At 65.8% G+C, this 18,564-nt stretch carries 17 protein-coding genes; 7 read left to right on the top strand and 10 right to left on the bottom strand.

The features are described 5' to 3' along the window. Positions 1 to 3: 3 nt before the first annotated feature. The 7 genes from L0962_RS16340 to L0962_RS16310 are packed head-to-tail and all read right to left on the bottom strand — an operon-like array spanning position 4 to position 7,740. Entirely contained in the window at positions 4 to 756 is a 753-nt protein-coding gene (locus L0962_RS16340) for an alpha/beta fold hydrolase (protein ID WP_234087538.1), read from the bottom strand. Between the two features lie 51 nt (positions 757 to 807). Then, the gene (locus L0962_RS16335; protein WP_234087537.1) at positions 808 to 1,455 is read right to left on the bottom strand and encodes a response regulator transcription factor; all 648 of its coding nucleotides are present in this window, start codon (positions 1,453 to 1,455) and stop codon (positions 808 to 810) included. After that, positions 1,452 to 2,816: a HAMP domain-containing protein gene (locus tag L0962_RS16330; protein WP_234087536.1), complete on the bottom strand. Its 1,365-nt coding sequence runs from the start codon at positions 2,814 to 2,816 to the stop codon at positions 1,452 to 1,454. The genes L0962_RS16335 and L0962_RS16330 overlap by 4 nt, the downstream gene beginning before the upstream one ends. After that, the gene (locus tag L0962_RS16325; protein ID WP_234087535.1) at positions 2,813 to 5,287 is read right to left on the bottom strand and encodes a TonB-dependent receptor; all 2,475 of its coding nucleotides are present in this window, start codon (positions 5,285 to 5,287) and stop codon (positions 2,813 to 2,815) included. The genes L0962_RS16330 and L0962_RS16325 overlap by 4 nt, the downstream gene beginning before the upstream one ends. Next, the gene (locus tag L0962_RS16320) at positions 5,284 to 6,021 is read right to left on the bottom strand and encodes an energy transducer TonB (protein ID WP_234087534.1); all 738 of its coding nucleotides are present in this window, start codon (positions 6,019 to 6,021) and stop codon (positions 5,284 to 5,286) included. The genes L0962_RS16325 and L0962_RS16320 overlap by 4 nt, the downstream gene beginning before the upstream one ends. Beyond that, on the bottom strand, positions 6,011 to 6,970 hold the full coding sequence (locus tag L0962_RS16315; RefSeq protein ID WP_234087533.1) for a quinoprotein relay system zinc metallohydrolase 1: 960 nt from the start codon (positions 6,968 to 6,970) through the stop codon (positions 6,011 to 6,013). The genes L0962_RS16320 and L0962_RS16315 overlap by 11 nt, the downstream gene beginning before the upstream one ends. Continuing rightward, positions 6,967 to 7,740 (bottom strand): quinoprotein dehydrogenase-associated SoxYZ-like carrier, encoded by a 774-nt coding sequence (locus L0962_RS16310; protein WP_234087532.1) that lies wholly within the window; start codon positions 7,738 to 7,740, stop codon positions 6,967 to 6,969. Before L0962_RS16310 ends, L0962_RS16315 begins: the two co-directional genes overlap by 4 nt. 377 nt (positions 7,741 to 8,117) lie before the next feature. On the opposite strand from L0962_RS16310, the gene L0962_RS16305 reads away from it, so the two are divergent. Then, the gene (locus L0962_RS16305) at positions 8,118 to 9,905 is read left to right on the top strand and encodes a PQQ-dependent methanol/ethanol family dehydrogenase (protein ID WP_234087531.1); all 1,788 of its coding nucleotides are present in this window, start codon (positions 8,118 to 8,120) and stop codon (positions 9,903 to 9,905) included. Between the two features lie 104 nt (positions 9,906 to 10,009). On the opposite strand, the gene L0962_RS16300 is transcribed toward L0962_RS16305, so the two are convergent. From L0962_RS16300 to L0962_RS16290, 3 genes are all read right to left on the bottom strand, one after another. Then, a complete protein-coding gene (locus L0962_RS16300) occupies positions 10,010 to 10,501 on the bottom strand; it encodes a c-type cytochrome (RefSeq protein ID WP_234087530.1) in 492 nt (163 codons plus the stop codon). Further along, entirely contained in the window at positions 10,498 to 11,094 is a 597-nt protein-coding gene (locus tag L0962_RS16295) for a pentapeptide repeat-containing protein (protein WP_234087529.1), read from the bottom strand. Before L0962_RS16295 ends, L0962_RS16300 begins: the two co-directional genes overlap by 4 nt. Positions 11,095 to 11,221: 127 nt before the next feature. Next, positions 11,222 to 13,099, bottom strand: coding sequence for a methanol/ethanol family PQQ-dependent dehydrogenase (locus tag L0962_RS16290; protein ID WP_234087528.1), 1,878 nt, complete (start codon positions 13,097 to 13,099; stop codon positions 11,222 to 11,224). Positions 13,100 to 13,305: 206 nt separating this feature from the next. On the opposite strand from L0962_RS16290, the gene L0962_RS16285 reads away from it, so the two are divergent. From L0962_RS16285 to L0962_RS16260, 6 genes are all read left to right on the top strand, one after another. Then, entirely contained in the window at positions 13,306 to 14,583 is a 1,278-nt protein-coding gene (locus L0962_RS16285) for a sensor histidine kinase (protein WP_234087527.1), read from the top strand. Further along, positions 14,580 to 15,230, top strand: a complete 651-nt coding sequence (locus L0962_RS16280; RefSeq protein WP_234087526.1) for a response regulator transcription factor — start codon at positions 14,580 to 14,582, stop codon at positions 15,228 to 15,230. The genes L0962_RS16285 and L0962_RS16280 overlap by 4 nt, the downstream gene beginning before the upstream one ends. Positions 15,231 to 15,264: 34 nt before the next feature. Next, positions 15,265 to 15,642, top strand: a complete 378-nt coding sequence (locus tag L0962_RS16275; protein WP_234087525.1) for a c-type cytochrome — start codon at positions 15,265 to 15,267, stop codon at positions 15,640 to 15,642. Positions 15,643 to 15,944: 302 nt separating this feature from the next. Beyond that, positions 15,945 to 17,465 carry an aldehyde dehydrogenase family protein gene (locus tag L0962_RS16270; protein WP_234087524.1) on the top strand — a complete coding sequence of 507 codons (1,521 nt, stop codon included), beginning with the start codon at positions 15,945 to 15,947 and terminating at the stop codon, positions 17,463 to 17,465. A 148-nt stretch (positions 17,466 to 17,613) separates the two neighbouring features. Further along, complete coding sequence (locus tag L0962_RS16265; RefSeq protein WP_234087523.1) at positions 17,614 to 17,985, top strand: DUF779 domain-containing protein; 372 nt, start codon at positions 17,614 to 17,616, stop codon at positions 17,983 to 17,985. 15 nt (positions 17,986 to 18,000) lie between these two features. Further along, the gene (locus tag L0962_RS16260) at positions 18,001 to 18,333 is read left to right on the top strand and encodes a c-type cytochrome (protein ID WP_234087522.1); all 333 of its coding nucleotides are present in this window, start codon (positions 18,001 to 18,003) and stop codon (positions 18,331 to 18,333) included. The last annotated feature ends 231 nt before the right edge of the window (positions 18,334 to 18,564 follow it).

Here is an 18,564-nt window from a genome sequence, read left to right as displayed (position 1 = left end):
GCCCTACAGAAAATCATGAGGCGACGAAACCCAGGCGGCCATCCAGGCCAGCGCCTTGATCTCGTCGCGGGCCGAGGCTTCGTCGGCAAAAGCGACGCGTTCGCCGCTGTCCGGAATCCAGCCGGCGGCAGGCCAGGCTTCGCGCAGGCGGGTGGCCATGGTGTTGCCGCGCTTGCCCTGGACGATGATCGCCGGCAGATCGGCCAGCGCTGGCACCCCGTCGAGCAGCGCCTCGCCATCGACAAAACAGTCGTGCGCCAGATAGTGCTCGGCCAGTGCCGATGAGCCGGCGTCGCGGCCGGGCGAACGCCGGCGTGCCGCCAGTTCTTCCGGCGTCGCCAGGAAAACTTCGCTGAGCACCAGTCCGCGCACCCGTTCGGGGAACAGTTGGGCGTAAGCCAACGCCAGCAGCGCTCCCCAGCCACGACCGAAAACGATCCAGGCATCGATCCCGAGCGCATTGCGCACGTGTTCCAGATCGCCGATCAGGTACGGCGTGCTGTTCGCCTCCTGCGCGCCGGACGGCAGGCTGCGGCCGCAACCGCGCTGGTCGAGCAGGATTGCCCGCAGGCGGCGGGGATCGAACAGGCGGCGATGCTCCGGCGAACAGGCGCCGCCCGGACCATCATGCAAAAACACCACCGGCAGCCCGTCGACCGCACCAAATTCCTCGACGTAAAGCAGATGGCCTTCGCCGACCGACATGCGGCGGGCCTGCTCGGCCGAACGCTCGGGAAACAGATCGCGACCGGCCATCAACAAACTCCCGGGACCGGCACCGGAAAAACGATTGACTGCAGCACCGTGTCAGACCTCGAGCAAACCGTTGCGCAGTGCGATCAACGTCAGTTCCGAGGCATTCTGGGCGCTGAGCTTCTGCTTGATGTGATAGAGATGCGTGCCGACCGTCGACGGGCTGAGGCAGAAATCCTCGGCAACATCGGCCACCGTGCAACCGCCGGCCAGCTTCAGGAAGACCGCCAGTTCCTTGTCGGTCAGGCAGTCCACCGGCGAACTGCTGCCGGCCAGTTGGGCGAGCGCGACACGCTGCGCCAGTTCCGGATCGATGTAGCGGCGGCCGGCCAGCACCGCCGCCACGGCATCGATGAAGGTTTCCGGCGCCGCCCGCTTGCACAGATAACCGGCAGCCCCGGCCCGCAGGGCGCGCACCGGCACGACATCGTCGTGGTGCGCCGACAGCATCAGTACGCGCGCCGTCGCATCCCAGGCCAGCAGGCGTTCGAGCGCCGCGATGCCGCCGATGCCGGGCATCGAGACGTCCATCACCAGCAGATCCGGATTCAACTCGGCATACTGGCGCAAGGCCGTTTCGCCGTCCTGCGCCTCGCCCACCACCTGGGCGCCCTCGCCTTCCAGCAACAGACGGAAGCCGAGCCTGACCATCGCGTGGTCGTCGGCCAGCAGGACGCGCTTGCCGTTCAGTTTTCCATTCATCGACATTTCTCCTCGATCCGTCCGGGCAGACGGATATTCAATTCGAAGCCACCCGCCGGCAGGACGGCTGCCGACAACACGCCGCCCAGGCGTTCGACGCGCTCGCGCATGCCGGCCAGACCAAGGCCGCAACCGCTGTTTTCGCGGCTCGCGCCGCCTCGCCCGTCGTCGGTCAGCCGCAGCTGCAAGGCACCATCGCGGACCAGCAGTTCGAGATCGACATGCCGCGCGTCGGCATGGCGAACGACATTGGTCAGCCCTTCCTGAACCGCCCGCAGCAGCGTCCCGGCCAGTTCGTCGGGGCAATCGGCCAGGCGCAGCTGGCGCCGGCAATCCAGCCGGATCTCGGGATGGTGCTGCCGCCAGCGTTCGAGCATTTCCTCAAAGGCCCGATCGGCATCCACCGCCGGCGTATGCAGGCGATTCAGGATGCGTCGCACGCCGAGCTGCATTTCACCGGCGGCCTCGACGACGTAGCCGGCCTGTGCCTGGATTTCCGGATGACCGGCCGTGCGCTGGACGATGGCGCCGGCCAGCGCGCGCACCGCCGTCACCCCCTGGGCCAGTTCGTCGTGCAGTTCGTGCGCGATGTCGCGGCGCTCGGCATCCAGCCGCTGTTGCAGGCGGGCGCTCAGTTCGCGCTCGGTTTCCAGGCGAACGTTCTCGTCGACCGCAAGCTTCAGGCGGTCGGCCATGCCGTTGAATGCGCGCGCCAGGCGGCTCAGTTCACTGGTCGGAAAGATCGGCAGACGGGTTTCGAAATGCCCCAGCCCCATACTGTCGAGCGCCGCCAGCACTTGATCGAGCGGGCGCAAGGCGCCCAGCAGCGCCTGCCGTACCAGCAGGCAGAGCAGCGTCAGGAAAGCCCCCAGTCCCAGCGCCAGCCAGCGCAGTTGATCCCAGGCATCGAGCAGCGAGCGCGAGGCATCCGGCTCGAGCCGCAGGCGCAAGGCGCCGACCTGGATGTTGCGCACCGGCAGCTGCGGATCGAGCAGTGCGCCGAACCATTCCGGCGCACTCCGCCCGGCCTTGTAAGCGGGAGCCGGCGAGTGATAGCGGACCTCGCCGGCCCCATCGAGGACAACCAGTTCATGTGCCCGCACCCGGCCGAGCGGCCGCACCACGGCGACCAGTTCATCGCTGCTGGCGACGCGGAGGGTCAGCAGGCGCAGCATCTGTTCGGACACGCGCCCGGTGGCTTCCAGTTCCTCGGTGATCGCCAGCCGGGTCGCGTACAGCCACAACGCCGCCAGCGACATCGCCAGGATCAGCGCCAGCCCGGCCAGCACCAGCGCAACGCGCGTGTGCAGGCGGGCCGGCTGGGCCGAGCCGGGCAGCGGGCGGCGGAATGGACGGATCACTTGTCGCCGAACTCGTAGCGAACGCCGACCCAGGCCGTGCGCGGCGCGCCCGGTGCCAGGAAGGTGGCGTTGATCAGGCTGGTGTTGTCGCCGATCGACGAGAACGGCCGGGCGATGAAGTTGCCGTCCGACGTGAAGCCGGTCGCCCCCTGTTGTGCGGCCGTCGCATATGCGCGGTCGAACAGATTGTTGATCTGGGCGAACACGCTGAGCTGACGGTTTGCCCGGTAACGCGCGCCGAGATCGAAGATCGCATAGCCGGAGGCCTTGCCGCTGCCGGTGAAGTAGGTGCCATCCGGCTGATGCTGACCATTTTCGTCGCCACGGGCGGTCGACCCCGAGACGGCCAGCATGCCCATGCTGAACGACAGCGCCTGATTGAGCTGCCATTCGCCCCGCAGCTTGAGCAGGTGGCGCGGCACCATCGGGATGCGGTCGCCCGGACGGATGTGGATGTTGCCGTTGGCATCCTGGCTGCTGTTGGCTTCGCCGTTGACCGTTTCGTTGCTCTGGAAGGTGGCATCGAGCCAGGTGTAATCGGCGGCCAGACGGAACTTGCCGAGTTCGCCGCTGATACCGAGTTCAACGCCCTGACGGCGGGTCTTGCCGAAATTGCGGAAATAACCGTAACCGGCGGCGTTGTTGGCGACGAACAGGATGTCGTCGTCGTTTTCGGCACGGAAGATCCCGGCGTTCCAGGCCAGCTTGCCGGCCAGACGGCCGCGCACGCCGGTTTCGAAAGTGCGGGTCACGACTTGTTTGAGCGGCGGATCGCCGGCCATCGAATTGGGCAGCTTGCACGGGTTGGCCGGATCGGCGCACCCCAGTTCGATCGCCGTCGGCGTCCGGCTGCCTTCGTTGTAGCCGCCATAGACGCTGAGCACGCTGAGCGGCTGGTAAACCACGCCCACCGCCGGATTGAAGCGGCTGAAATGATGATCGCCATCGAGCGAACCGGCACCGCCGCCGCTCACCAGTTGGTCGCGGTTGCGCACCACCGTGCTGTTGTAGCGGCCGGACACGGTCAGATGCAGCTTGTCGGTCAGACTCAGCGTATCGGTGGCGAACAGGCTCCAGGTGTGCGAATGCCCCTTGAGGTCGACGCGGGCATCGATCGGGTCGCCATTGTCGTCGAGCGCGCTGCCGTCGGCATAGAACTCGACCGGCGTGATGCCATGGTCGGGATTGATGTAGCCGAACTGCGCGGTCTGGCGGAAATGCATCCGGCTGGCGTCGTAACCGGCGCCGGCGACGAACTGGTTGTTCATGCCGGCCAGCTTGGCAAAGCGCGTGAACTGGCCGTTGAAACCGTAGTTTTCCTGCGTGGTCGTGGTCCGGTTGATCAGCCCGTTACATTTCTCGGCCGGCTCGTCGTTGAGCAACACGTTGGCGATGCAGCGCCAGAACGGAAACGGCGTGTTGGCGGCAGTCGCGCCGGCCAGCGGAAAACCGGTGTAACCGGCCGCCGCAAGCGCGGCCCGTTCGGCCGCATTCGGCTGATAGACCGACTGATCGAGGGCGTCGTCGTTCAGGTCGCCGTTGTAGGTCGACGTGCGGATTTTCCGGTAATAGACGTTGCCGCTCAGCAACAAGTCGTCGCCGATGCTGTGCTTGCCCGTCAGATTGAGGAACAGCGAACGGTTGCTCGTCTCGTCCGGCTTGGTATAGATGCTGTCGTAGTCGCGCTGCAGCAGCGACTGCTCCTGCAAACCGTTGCCGGTCAGCTTGCTGCGCGCGAAGGCGACGGTCAGTCCGATGTCGGTCGCACCGCTGACCCAGCCGAGCTTGCTGAAGATCTGGCCGAGCCGGCTCGGCGAATCCTCGCGCCAGCCATCCTCACGGAAGCCGTTGCCGCTGACGAACCAGTGCAAGCCCCGGGCGTTGTGGCCGCCATGCTCGAAGCCCAGTTCCATGCGGTTATGCGAACCGTAGGTCGCCTGCAGCGCGGAGCCGGGATGGCTGAACCCGTCCTTGGTCTGGATGGCCAGCGCGCCGCCCAGCGTGTTCAGACCGAACAGCGGATTCGAGCCCGGCATCATGTTCATCGAGGCGATCGCCGAGCGCGGGATCAGATCCCAGCTGACCACGTCGCCGAACGGCTGGTTCAGGCGTACGCCGTCCATGTACACCGACAGCCCCTGCGGCGTGCCGAGCAGCGGCGAAGCGGTGAAGCCGCGGTAATTGATATCCGGCTGATACGGATTGCCCTGGATTTCGTTGATATGCACGCTGCCCAGCTGACGGTTCATCAGGTCGGTCAGGTTGGCGCTGGACGGATCGGCGACCTGCGCGGCGTCCAGCGACTGGACGTTGGCCGGCAGATAGTCCTTCGGCAAACCGACGCCGGCCAACGGCGTGGTACCGATGACTTCGATCGCCGGCACGGTGACGCTCGCCTGCCCCCAGGCGGAACCGACGACGCCGCTCAGGGCCAGCGCAATCGCGACAGGTTTGTTGCCTTGTCTCATCATGTTGTTTTTCTCAGGTGGTAATTCACCGGCACGATCACCTGGATCTCGCCGGCATCGGAGGTTTCGGGCAGGGGCGGCAGGCTGCCCAGGCCCTCCGCCATCGCCAGCGCATGCTGGTCGAGGACGGCGAAGCCGCTGGAACGTTCGAGCACGACACCGAGCAGGGTGCCCTTGCGGGCAACGCGCAGGCGCAGCCGGACCTCGCCTTCCCAGCCACGCTCGGCAGCGATCCGCGGATAACCCTGGCGACGCGCGAACAGCGCGGTCAACTGGGTGCGATAGGCAGACATCCAGTCTTCCGGCGATGGCGGGCGGGCTGCACTCGGCTCGCTGGGCGGCGTCGCAGCCGCCGTTGCCGTCGGACCAGCGGCGGCCGGCAACGCCGGTAGATCGGCCGCCACCACCGGCGCGTGAGCCGGTTCGACAGGTCTGGCCACGGTCGGCGATGCGGGGAGAAGCGCCGGCCGGACAACCGCCTGTCGAACCTTCGGGGGCGAAGCCGCTTCGGCCGAAGCCGGCGGCGTCGCAACGTGCTGCGTCACCTGCTGAACGACGGCCTGGCGCAGGCTGGCCAGCAGCCGCGGCGCATCGAGCGCGACCGGCGGCCGGCTCGGGCCATGGCTCTGCCACAACAGCAGGCCGTGGATCAGCAGGGAAAGAACAAGAATTGCCGCCAGCCTGCGGTCGACCGCAGGCATCGGCCAAAAACCCGGCGCGTGCGGATCAATGCGCATGCGCCAGCGTCTCCGCTTCGATCGCCGGATAGAGATGGCCGACCGAACGCCGGTATTCGATAGCGGCCAGCGGCATCGATGCCCAGCGTGCCGGCAGCGGCAGCGCCAGCACTTCGGTCATGTCGAGACCATCGGCCGCCGCCTTGTTCAGCGTCGCGCGCAGCCACAGCAGCCATTCGCGCGTCTGGCGGATCGGTGCCGCGTCGCGCGCCGGCTCGCCGTGACCGGGCAGCAGTGCGACGAAACCGGGTTCGCGGGTGATCGCCTCCAGCTCGGCCAGTGCCTTCAGCCAAGCGTCGATCGACGCGTGCGGCGTGGTCGGCGCACGATCGTTGAAGACGATGTCGCCGGCGAACAGAATGCCGCTCTTTTCGTCGTAGACCGCAAGATCGGCATGGGTATGACCGGCCAGCGCGATCAGCCGCAGCCAGCGCCCGGCGACCTGCTGGCGCCCGGGCTGCAGCGTGCGATTCGGCACCACGACTTCGGTACCCTTCATCCAGTCGCCGCTCAGGCGGAACAGGTTTTCGGCAAAACCGTTGCCGTCGGCAGCGATCCCGGCGACGGTCGGGGCCAGCGCACCGATCGGCGTCCCGGCAAAGGCCTGGTTGCCGAGCATGTGGTCCGGGTGATGGTGGGTCAGGATGGTCAGCGCCACCGGCCGCGACGATACCAGGGCAATCGCCGCCCGCATCTGTTCGCCGTAACGCTTCGACGGGCCGCTGTCGATGACGACGATGCCGTCGCTGCCGACCAGAAACCCGGTATTGACGATGTTGCCGCCGTTGACCGTGTCGAAATCCTCGCGGGCACCGATGAAGGCATAGGCGCCGTCGGCCAGCTTGCGGGGCTGCAGGCGATAATCGAAATCGGCCGCCGAGACCGCCACCGCGGCGGCCAGCGCCAGCAGCAGCGCGGCGCGCCGGCACAGGTTCCGGGGCCGGATCATGGGGCGATCCTCGCCGTGAACACGTTGCCGTTGTTGTCACGACCGCTGGCGATCACCGGCTTGCCGCCGTGCGCCTGCTGCAGCGTGAACACCGGATTTTCGGCGACCGGCTCGAAAGTGCGCAGACGCATCAGGCGCGTTCCCGCTTCGTCGCGGAATTCGATTTCTTCCAGATGGAAGGCCGGCGTGCCGGCCACCAGGCCGGTATCCATCGGATGCACGATGCGCAACCGCAAGCGACCGGCGTTCGGCCCTTCCGACCACTGGCGGCCGCTCACTTCGTTGAGCCGCGACTGCCATTCCGGCGACGCGGCGGCCACCGACGGCGCCGAACAACCACCACCGGTCGTCTCGACCAGCGTCCCGCCAACATGCCAGACGCCGTCGGCCGTCCGTGCCGCCGCCCGTACCGGCGTCGATTGCTGCAGCTTGATGCGGAAGCCGAGCACGGCCGGCGCGGCATCGGGATAAAAGCGCAGCACTTCGACAATCGGATTGAAATCGGCAAAGACCACCACTTCGACGATGCCGGACAAATCCGAGGCATCGACCGCAATCGGCACCTGCATCGGATTCTCGGCCAACGGCGGTGCCGTCACCTTGACCCGCGGATCGAACAGCACCCGAGCCTCGGGCGGAAAGAACTGCCGGCGCATGTCCTCCCAGCGCGCCGATGCCAGCGGATCACCGGTTTCCTGCAGCGACGCCGCGTCGACCGGCGACATCAGCGCCGCCAGCGCGATGGCGGCCACCGTCATGGTAAGTCTCATTTGTCTCGCTCCTTGCCCTGTCGGGTCTGTTATGGCGAGACACGTCTGCAAGGCGCATGCCATGCAGCGAAAGCGCGAGCACCGGGAAAAGCGGGACACGCCCGGACAAGCGCTGCGCAACTATTGAACAGTTGCCCCCAAATTCAGCAACCGCGTCGCAACACCGTCGCCCCCCGGCGCAATGGACGGACGTCCCCGGAATTCGCGTCGCCACGCGCCCGTCGGGCCTTTTGCCGGTCAATGGCACGCGCTTTGCACACCGGGGCCACGGTCGGCGGTCCGTTCAGGGAAAGGAAGGGGTCCTGCCGACAAGTCTTACCGGTCAGCCGCGCTCCGCTCGGCTGGCCGGAGATCATGGACAACCAAGGAGACATTCCATGCAAATTCAAAAACTCCCCGGGCAGCGCAAGCTCGCCCTCGCCCTGTCCGCCGCGCTCACGCTGGCCGGACCGGTGTCGGCGAAGGTGACCGATGCCGACATCCTCAACGACGCCAAAACCAACCAGGATGTCGTCAGCTTCGGCATGGGCACCCAGGGCCAGCGCTTCAGCCCGATGACCCAGATCAACACCAAGTCGGTCAAGAACCTGGTGCCGGCCTGGTCGATGTCCTTCGGCGGCGAGAAGCAGCGCGGCCAAGAATCGCAACCGGTCATCCACAACGGCAAGATGTTCGTCACCGCTTCCTACAGCCGCATCTTCGCCATGGACGCCAAGACCGGCAAGAAGCTCTGGAAGTACGAACACCGGCTGCCCGACGGCATCATGCCCTGCTGCGACGTGATCAACCGCGGTGCCGCGCTGTATGACGACCTGGTCATCTTCGCCACCCTCGACGCCCAGCTGGTCGCCCTCAACCAGGACACCGGCAAGGTCGTCTGGAAGGAAAAGCTCGAAGACTACAAGGCCGGCTACTCCGCCACCGCCGCCCCGATCATCGCCAAGGGCAAGCTGATCACCGGCGTTTCCGGCGGTGAATTCGGCGTCATCGGCCGCATCGACGCCCGCGACCCGCGCACCGGCAAGCTGCTGTGGACGCGGCCGACCGTCGAAGGCCACATGGGTTACACCTTCGACAAGGACGGCAAGGCGATCGAAAACGGCATCTCCGGCACGACCAACGCCACCTGGAGCGGCGACCTCTGGCAGACCGGCGGCGCAGCCACCTGGAACGGCGCCACCTACGATCCGGAAACCAACCTGATCTTCGCCGGCACCGGCAACCCGTCCCCGTGGAACAGCCACCTGCGCCCGGGCGACAACCTGTTCTCGTCCTCGACCGTGGCCATCGACGCCGACACCGGCAAGATCGCCTGGCACTTCCAGGGCACGCCGCACGACGGCTGGGACTTCGACGGCGTCAACGAGTTCATCTCGTTCGACCTCAAGGATCCGAAGACCGGCAAGGTCATCAAGGCCGGCGCCAAGGCCGACCGCAACGGTTTCTTCTTCGTCAACGACCGGACCAACGGCAAGCTGCTCGGCGCCTACCCGTTCGTGAACAAGATCACCTGGGCAACCGGCTTCGACCTGACCACCGGCCGGCCGAACTTCACGCCGGATGGCCGTCCGGGCAATCCGCTCGACAGTGCCGACGGCAAGAAGGGTTCCTCGGTCTTCTCCGCCCCGTCCTTCCTCGGCGGCAAGAACCAGCAGCAGATGGCCTACTCGCCGCAGACCGGCCTGTTCTACATTCCGGCCAACGAGTGGGGCATGGACATCTGGAACGAACCGATCGCCTACAAGAAGGGCGCTGCCTACCTGGGCGCCGGCTTCACCATCAAGCCGCTGCATGACGATTACATCGGCGCCTTGCGTGCCATGGATCCGAAGACCGGCAAGATCGTCTGGGAAAGCAAGAACTACGCGCCGCTCTGGGGTGGCGTCCTGACCACCGGCGGCGGCCTGGTCTTCCACGGCACGCCGGAAGGCCTGCTGCGCGCCCTCGACGCCAAGACCGGCGAAGAACTGTGGTCCTTCCAGGTCGGTACCGGCATCGTCGCACCGCCGGTCACCTGGGAACAGGACGGCGAGCAGATGGTTGCCGTGACCACCGGCTGGGGCGGCGCCGTGCCGCTCTGGGGCGGCGACGTCGCCAAGCGCGTGAACTACCTCGAACAGGGCGGTTCCGTCTGGGTCTTCAAGCTGCACAACGCCAAGAAGTAAGACTTGCGGCGGACGCCTCGGGCGTCCGCCCTGGTCCATGGCGCGCCCGCCTCCCCGGCCGGCGCGCCATTTTTTCGTCAACGGGAGGCGTCGACCGCAGCAGATCACTTGCCGGCACCTGCCCTGGCCTTGGCCGCCGCAGCCTTGGCCTGACCTTCGATGAACACCTGGATGGCCCAGGCCTGCTCCTGCGACAAGGCATCGCGCCAGGGCGGCATGTGGGTGATGCCGACGATCACCTTGCCGTTCTGCACGGTCTTGGCGAAATAGGCATCGTTGTCGGCCATGCAGTGCTCCTTGGTCAGCGGATTCTGGATGCGTCGGCAGCCACGGTCGAGATTGCGCAGATCGGGCGCCGGGGCTGCGTTGGTTGCCGCATCGGCACCGTGGCAGCGGGCACAGGTCTGGTTGTAGGCCGAACGGCCGATGTCGAACGCCGCCGCCTCGCCCCGGTAGGGATTGGTTTCACGCCAGACCTTGCCGAGCCGCGGCAGGGCCGAGTCATCGACCACCGGCTTGTTGGCCGTTTCGACCGCCTGCGCGCCCGACGCCAGCAACAGGCCGGCACACAACGCGAAAAACAGGGTCTTCCTCATTTCAAGGCCCCCTCGCTCGGGCAATTGATGCAATCGGTGTAATCGCAATCCTCGAACACCGTGTAACGCCGGTAGGTTCCGGTCAGATCGGCGCCGCGCAGATCGACCGTGAAGAATTTGGTTTCCTGCAGATTGGCATTGACCAGCCGGGTCCGTTCGAACCAGGCGAAATTGGCCTTGGCCGCTTCCAGGTTGGCCGCAGTCAGATCGGCGCCGGTCAGATCGGCGCGATAGAGCCGGGCAAATTCGAGATCGGCACCGACCAGCTTGGCGTTGCGCAACGTCGCGGTGGACAGCAGGGCCAGATTGAGTCGGGCACCGCTCAGATCGGCACCGTCGAGATTGGCACCGGCCAGATTGGCGTTGCGCAGGTCGGCCCGTGCCAGATTGGCGCCACGCAGATCGGCGCCGGCCAGGTTCTTGCCGGCCAGCTTGGCATGCCGCAGATCGACACCGGGGCAGCGCGCATGCGCCCAGATGCCGCAGCCGTTGATCACCGGCGGATCATCGGGAAAATCGTTCGCCTCGTCGGCCAGCGCGCCCGTCATCACGGTCGACGCGATCAACGCGGCAAAAATCGGGAGTTTCAACATCCGTTTGCTCCAGTTTTACCCGGCCTTCCATCGCGACCGGACGCCATGCCCGGCCGGTCGCGACTCACAAGGACGCCGACGACCGGGGGAAAGATCCGGTCGCCGGCGGGAAGGCGGTCGTTCGCGCTCAGTTCTTCGCCTGCTTGAAGGACTTCGGCAGCTTGAACACCCACATCGAGCCACCCTGCGTGACCTGCTTGGTCAGGTCGGCCATGTCGCCACCCCACAGCGGCACGGCACCGCCGTAACCGGACTGGATGCCGACGTACTGCTCGCCGTCCATTTCCCAGGTGATGGGCACGGAAACCACGCCGGAACCGGTCTGGAACTTCCACAGTTCCTTGCCGTTGGCAGCATCGAAGGCCTTGACGTAGCCGTCGGAGGTACCCGTGAACAACAGGCCGCCGGCGGTGGTCAGCGTACCGGCCCACAGCGGGAACTTCTCCTTGTGTTCCCAGGCGATCTTGCCGGTCTTCGGATCGATCGCGCGCAGGATGCCGACGTGATCGTCAAACAGGCGCTTGATGCGGAAGCCCTGGCCCAGGTAAGCGGAACCGGCCTTGTACGTGAGCTTTTCGGTCCAGTAGTCCATCGCCCAGTGGTTCGCCGGGATGTAGAACAGCTCGGTCTTCGGGCTGTAGCTCATCGGCATCCAGTTGGTACCGCCCAGGAACGGCGGCGACACGTAGATCGACTCGCCCTTCTCGGCGCCTTCCTTGATGTTGGGCGGACGGTTGTTCTTTTCGATCGGCTTGCCGGTCTTCAGATCGAAACCCGAAGCCCAGGTGATGCCGTCAACGAACGGCCAGGCGCCGATCAGCGAGGTCGGCTTGTTCGGGTAGCCGGCGCCATTGGTCAGCTTCTCGCGGTCGGTGACGAAGAAGAAGCCGTTGCGGTCGGCGTGGGCCGAGGCCTTGACCTGCTTGCCGGTCTTCGGATCCTTGTACTCGAAGAGCACGACCGAGTTGTTGCCGGAGAAGTCCCAGGCATCGTTCGGGGTGTGCTGGAAGAAGCCCTTCAGCTCGCCGGTGCTGGCGTCGACATAAGCCTGGCCCGAGGTGAACAGGCTGTCCCAGTTGCGCGGATCGTCGCCTTCCTTGGTGCGGTGCCAGGTGTTCCACGGGGCCGGGTTGCCGGAACCGATGACCACCATGTTCTTTTCGGCATCGAAGCTGGCCGTCTGCCACGGCGCGCCGCCGCCCTGATGCCAGGCTTCGACCAGCTTGCCATCCTTGTCGCGCGGCCAGGACGGTGCGTTCTTGTCGCCGGTCGTGGTCGATTCCTTGCCATTCAGGCGGCCCATGTGGCCTTCGACCATCGGACGCGCCCAGACTTCTTCGCCGGTATCCGGATCGCGGGCGAACAGCCAGCCGACGACGCCGAATTCGTCACCCGACGAACCGTGCACCAGCAGCACCTTGCCGCTCTTCTGATCCTTGACGACGAACGGCGCGCCGGTCATCGTGTAGCCGACCTTGTGATCGGCGAACTTCTTGCGCCAGACCACCTTGCCGGTGTCCTTGTTGAGCGCGACGATGGCAGCATCCAGCGTGCCGAAGTAGATCTTGTCGCCGTAGATGGCGGCACCGCGGTTGACCACGTCGCAGCACGGACGGATATCGTCCGGCAGACGGGCTTCGTATTCCCACAGGCGCTTGCCGGTGCGGGCATCGATCGCGTAGATACGCGAATACGAGGCGGTGACGTAGATCACGCCGTCGTGAACCAGCGCCTGGGCTTCCATGCCGCGCTGCTTTTCGCCGCCGAAGGAGAAGCTCCAGGCCGGCACCAGGTGATCGACGTTCTTGGTGTCGAGCTTGGTCAGCGGGCTGAAGCGTTGCGCTTTCAGGCCGAGACCATAGGACAGGACGTCCTGCGTCGTCTTGTCGTCATTCAGGATGTCTTCCCACGTCACGGACTTGCTGGCCATGGCCGGCGCGCAAACGCTGGCCGCGACGATCGCGGCGATCAGGGTCCGGCGGGGGGTGAATGGAATCCTTGTCATTCTTTGTCTCCAGGGTTGATGTCGTTCGAGCGCCCGCCGCGTCCCTCCAGGGCTTCACGGGCCGGGCCAGTGTAGGGAGCCGGGGATGGCCGCGTCTCGGGACAGCGTCACCACCATTCCGGGAAAAATTCCCGACCCTCGTGCGCGCGGGTACGAAACATGCAGACATCCCCGAAAACACACCCGACACGGGGGAGACGAAACTCATGGACCTGCGCCGCCGCCTGCTCGGCTGGCTCGGACTACTGCTCGGCGGGCTGCTCGCAATGGCATTGCTCATCCAGCTGTGGTCCCTGCGTGACGACATCGATACCGAGATCGCCGCCTCGTCGCGGCTGGTCGAACTGCTGCTCGCCGTCGACGCCGGCGCCCCCGACCTCGATGCCCGCCTGGCCGATGCCGGCCTGCGCCACCTGAGCATCTCGCTCGACCACCGGCCGCCGGCCGCCGGCGGCGACGACAACGTCGGCGACTGGCTCGGGCTGCCGGCCGGCGAAGCCCGCCAACTGCGCATCGGCAACCGCACGCTGACCATCGCCGCCAACCCGCGCTCGGAAATCGAGGAGCGCCTGGGGGACACTGTTCGTTTAATGATCACCCTGCTGCTCTATTCTGGAGCAACGCTGCTCGCCGCCTGGTGGGCCACCGACCGGGCGCTGCGCCCGGTGCGCGAACTGGAGGCCGGACTGATGCGCCTGGCCGCAGGCCGCGAGGATCCTTCCCTGCCCGACTTCGCGCTGCGCGAATTCCGCCGCGTGGCCGGCGCCATCGACACGCTGGCCGCCTCGCTGCGCGAAGCCAATGCCGCCCGCAAGGCGCTGGCCCGCCAGCTGATCTCGCTGCAGGAAGACGAACGCCGCGCACTGGCCCGCGAACTCCACGACGAGATGGGCCAGACGCTGACCGCACTGAACGCCACCGCCGCCCACCTGGAGCGCAACGCGCCGCGCCTGCCGGCCGCCGCACTGGCCGAATGCTGCGCCGATCTGCGCCGCGACATCCGGACCATCGGCGAACAATTGCGCGCCATGCTCAAGTCGCTCCGACCGCACGGTCTGAACGCCGAAGGACTGCCGGCACTGCTCGGCGAACTGATCGAAAACTGGCGCTGCCGCGGAACCGGCATCGATTTTGCAATCGAGATGCCTGACAGCTTCCCCGAAGTTGACGACAACGCCGCGCTGACCCTTTACCGCGTCGTCCAGGAAGCCCTGACCAACGTCGTCCGGCACAGCCGGGCAACACGCTGCTCGGTCCGCATTGCTGCGGTCGACGGTGAAATCAGGGCAGAAATCGTCGATGACGGAGAAGGCCTGCCGGATGCCACGCCAACCCGCCACGGCGGTTTGCTCGGCATGGCCGAACGGCTTGAAATGGCCGGCGGCCAGCTGACGGCGACGACACCGGACGGCGGCGGCCTGCGCCTGTCGGCACGGCTACCCTGGCGGCAACGCGAGAACGAGCAACAAGGAGAGAACCCATGATACGCATCGTGCTGATCGACGATCACGCCATCGTCCGCACCGGCTACCGCCGGCTGCTGTCGGCCGAACCGGATTTCGAGGTGGTCGGCGAAGCGGCCAGCGCCGACGAGGCCAACGCCCTCGTGCTGCGCACGTTGCCGACGGTTGCCGTGGTCGACCTGAGCCTGAAGGGCAGCAGCGGCCTCGAAGCGATCCGCGGCATGCTGGCCCGCCACCCGGCGCTGCGCATCCTGGTGCTCTCGATGCACGACGGCGCCGGCCACGTCACGCAGGCGCTGAAGAGCGGCGCCCACGGCTACCTGACCAAATACTGCGAACCGGACGAAGTGATCGACGCCATTCGCCGCATTGCCGGCGGTCGACGTGCCTTTTCGCCCGAAATTGCCGACATCCTGGCCGGCGAAGCGATCGTCGGCGAAACCGCGCTGAACGCACTGACCCCGCGCGAATTCGAGGTATTGCGCATGCTCGCCCGCGGCGAATCGGCCAGCCACATCGCCGACAGCATGCACCTGAGCCAGAAGACCATCCTCAACTACCTGTCGCTGATCCGCCAGAAACTGGACGCCGACAGCGATTTCAAACTGCTTCACTTCGCAGTGCGCCACGGCATGGTCGAACTCGGCCAGGCCACCACCACGCACTGATTTCAACCACCAACCGCCCAGGGGGGCTTACACCATGAAACGCATCGCCATCTGCCTGACGCTCGCCGCCGGCCTCGTCTCCAGCGCCGCATTCGCCGACGCCAAGAACGACGCCGAGATGAAGCAACTCGCCGCCAAGAGCGGCTGCACCACCTGCCACGGCATCGAAACCGACAAACCGGGGCCGAACGGCATGAAACCGATCGGTCCGGCCTGGATCGACGTCGCCAAGCAATACCAGGGCAAACCGGGCGCCTCCGAATTCCTGACCCGCGTCGTGCTCGAAGGCTCCAATCCTTACAGCAGCCACTGGAAGGGCAAGGTCTCCGGCCTGTCGATGCCGCCCAACGCCGTCGCCATCACCGAAGGCAACGCCCGCCTGCTGGTGAACTGGATTCTGGCGCTGCGCTGAGGTTGACCGCAGCAACGAAAAACCGGCCTGCGGGCCGGTTTTTTCTTGCCCACTAGCGCCGGATTGTTCGCACCTCCCTGCTGTATAGGAATGAAGCAATTGCTCCGCCGTTGATCAGCAGAGCAGCCGACAAACCCGGACGGAATTTCAGCAGAAAACGATAAGCCATTGAAAAACAGTCGCTTGCACAAAGTCGACCGGAGCAGGCACGGGCTGGCACATGGCATGCAGACTATCCGGGACGAGACACGGCGGGACAACCGCCGGGCTTGAAACCCGTAACCAGATACAGGAGACAAAACATGCTTTACGCAGCTCCCGGCGCCGCCGGCGCAAAGATCGCCTACAAAGCCAAATACGACAACTTCATCAACGGCAAGTGGACCGCACCGGTCAAGGGTGAGTACTTCGACGTGGTCACCCCGGTTTCCGGCAAGCCCTACACCAAGGCCGCCCGTTCCACCGCCGAAGACGTCGAGCTGGCGCTGGACGCCGCCCACGCCGCCTTCCCGAAGTGGGGCAAGACCGACGCGACGACCCGTTCCAACATCCTGCTGAAGATCGCCGACCGCCTCGAAGCCAACCTCGAACTGCTGGCCTACGCCGAGACCGTCGACAACGGCAAGCCGATCCGCGAAACGCTCAACGCCGACATCCCGCTCGCCGTCGACCACTTCCGCTACTTCGCCGGCTGCCTGCGCTCGCAGGAAGGCGGCATCTCGGAAATCGACGAAAACACCATGGCTTATCACATCCATGAGCCTCTGGGCGTCGTCGGCCAGATCATCCCCTGGAACTTCCCGATCCTGATGGCCGCCTGGAAGCTGGCCCCGGCCCTCGGCGCCGGCAACTGCGTCGTGCTGAAGCCCGCCGAATCCACCCCGATCTCCATCCTGATCCTGATGGAACTGATCGCCGACCTGCTGCCGCCGGGCGTGCTGAACATCGTCAACGGTTACGGCCGCGAAGCCGGCATGCCGCTGGCCACCAGCAAGCGCATCGCCAAGATCGCCTTCACCGGCTCCACCGCCACCGGCCGCGTCATCGCGCAAGCCGCCGCCAACAACCTGATCCCGGCCACGCTGGAACTGGGCGGCAAGTCCCCCAACATCTTCTTCGCCGACGTGATGGACAAGGACGACGGCTTCCTCGACAAGGCCATCGAAGGTCTGGTGCTGTTCGCCTTCAACCAGGGCGAAGTCTGCACCTGCCCGAGCCGCGCCCTGATTCAGGAATCCATCTACGATGCCTTCATCGAGCGTTGCCTCAAGCGCGTCGCCGCCATCAAGCAAGGCAGCCCGCTCGACACCGACACGATGATCGGCGCCCAGGCTTCCCAGCTGCAGATGGACAAGATCCAGTCCTACCTGAAGCTCGGCAAGGAAGAAGGCGCCCAGGTGCTGATCGGTGGCGACCGCGCCCACCTGGCCGGCGACCTGGCCGAGGGTTACTACATCCAGCCGACCCTGTTCAAGGGCCACAACAAGATGCGCATCTTCCAGGAAGAAATCTTCGGGCCGGTGCTCGCCGTGACCACCTTCAAGGACGAAGCCGAAGCGCTGGCCATCGCCAACGACACCCCGTACGGCCTCGGCTCCGGCGTCTGGACCCGTAACGGCAACCTGGCCTATCGCATGGGTCGTGGCATCCAGGCCGGCCGCGTGTGGACCAACTGCTACCACGCCTACCCGGCGCACGCAGCCTTCGGCGGCTACAAGGAATCCGGCATCGGCCGCGAGACCCACAAGGTCATGCTCGACCACTACCAGCAGACCAAGAACCTGCTGGTCAGCTACGCCGAGCAAAAGCTGGGCTTCTTCTAAAAGAAACCCTCGTCGAAACCGGCCGGCCGGCGTATCCAGCTCCGGGATACGCCGGCCACCCGCCGGTCGTCTCAGGCATCTCCTCCACTCGCTCTGTTGCGGGATTTACGGGAGCGGGAAACCGCTCCCACCTTTTTGGGAGAAAACCATGGTCGACCGCGTCACTGCCACCCCGGCCGCCCTGGAACTGATCGCCACGCTCAAGCAGCAACACGGGCCGAAGCTGTTCTTCTTCCTGTCCGGCGGGTGCTGCGACAACAGCTCGCCCAACTGCTACCTCGAAGGCGAACTGACCATCGGCGCCTACGACGTGCATCTCGGCGACATCGGCGGACTGCCCTTCTATGTGGGCGCCACGCAGTACGAATACTGGAAGCACACGCAGGTGATCATCGACGCAGTCGATGGCGCCGGCGGCACCTTCTCGCTCGAAAGCAACACCGGCAAAGCCTTCTTTACCCGTTCGCGAATTTTTGAAGACGCCGAATGGGCCGAACTTCAGGCCGCCGGCCTCGTCTGAACAAGGAAAAGCCTCATGAAACAGAAACTGCAAAACAGCCTGCTGCTGACCCTGGCCGCCGGCACCATGCTGATCGCCGCTTCGTCGGCCCACGCCAGCGAAGCCATCGTCAAGAAAGCCCGCTGCGTCGCCTGCCACGCTGTCGACCAGAAGCGTGTCGGCCCCGCCTACAAGGACGTCGCCGCCCGCTACAAGGGCGACGCCAAGGCCCCGGCCATGCTTTTCGAAAAAGTCCGCCACGGCGGCAGCGGTCACTGGGGCGAAGTCCCGATGACGCCGCACAGCCCGGCACAGATCAGCGACGACGACCTCAAGGCCGCCATCGCCTGGGTGCTGTCGCTGCAGTAAGAACAAGGAGAACGGTGCTCCGCCCCGTCAGTGCAGGCTGAACGGGGCAGACACGACAAGGGACAGGCCTCTGCCTGTCCCTTATGCTATTTCGGCGCGGCTTTTTCGACGTGCCAGGCAGTCGACCGCAACAACGACTTTTTTCGGCCGAATTATCCCCGGATGCTGTGGATAAAGCTGTGGGGATGCTCTGGGCGGAAGCGGCAACTCACTGAAGCGGAAGCCACTTTG

Source organism: Azonexus sp. R2A61 (genome assembly GCF_021401135.1).
Taxonomy (GTDB): domain Bacteria; phylum Pseudomonadota; class Gammaproteobacteria; order Burkholderiales; family Rhodocyclaceae; genus Azonexus.
The sequence above is the reverse complement of the archived record's forward strand: the minus strand, read 5'-3'. Positions and strand labels throughout refer to the sequence as shown.